Source organism: Actinomyces bowdenii (assembly GCF_017592395.1).
In the GTDB taxonomy this organism is placed as follows: Bacteria; Actinomycetota; Actinomycetes; order Actinomycetales; family Actinomycetaceae; genus Actinomyces; species Actinomyces bowdenii.
This window is the reverse complement of sequence record NZ_JAGFOU010000014.1, coordinates 88,477-89,110: the sequence shown is the minus strand read 5'-3', so window position 1 is coordinate 89,110 and position 634 is coordinate 88,477. Positions and strand designations below refer to the sequence as shown.

Sequence of the window (634 nt, the reverse complement as noted above, 5' to 3'; positions counted from 1 at the left end):
TGGTGGTCGACCTCGTCGAAGAACTTGGCGATATCGACCTCCACCACCCAGGCCCTGTCCCAGCAGCGCCGTCGGCACTGTGCAACGGCGTCCAGGGCACTGCGCCCAGGCCGGTAGCCGTAGGAGTCCGGATGGAAGATCGGCTCGACCCTGGCCTCCAGCCTCCTGGCAACTACCGTCTGAGCGACCCTGTCGGCAACTGTGGGCACTCCCAGCACTCGCACACCACCGTTGGGCTTGGGTATCTCCACAGCCCTGACACTGGAAGGGAAGTAGCTCCCCGAAGACATCCGATTCCATATCTTATACAGGTTACCCCGCAGATCCTTCTCGAACTCCTCCAAGGAGCAGTCATCCACCCCAGGTGCGCCCTTGTTCGCCTTGACCTTCAAATACGCCTCCCACACCTCCTGCTTCGGAATATCAAACGGCTTCCTCGATGGCGACTGTAGCTCACTCATCCGATTCCTCCCAGAGCTTCCTGGTTGATCGACCAGCGATCCACGAAATGACCCAGCCCCTTGGCTCCACCCCCATTACAGGGGCCTCAACGCTACTACGGGCCGGTCCGCCAGAATCTCCGGCAACGGTACTCCGCCTCTTGCGGTTCATCCGCTCAAGACTCTCCCTCTCA

General features: G+C 60.7%; 1 protein-coding gene. It reads right to left on the bottom strand.

Annotation, left to right across the window (positions count from 1 at the left end; all coding sequences use genetic code 11):
* Positions 1-461: reverse transcriptase domain-containing protein (locus J5X07_RS07765; RefSeq protein ID WP_243896595.1), on the bottom strand; the 461-nt coding region annotated here is incomplete at its 3' end.
* Between the last annotated feature and the right edge of the window lie 173 nt (positions 462-634).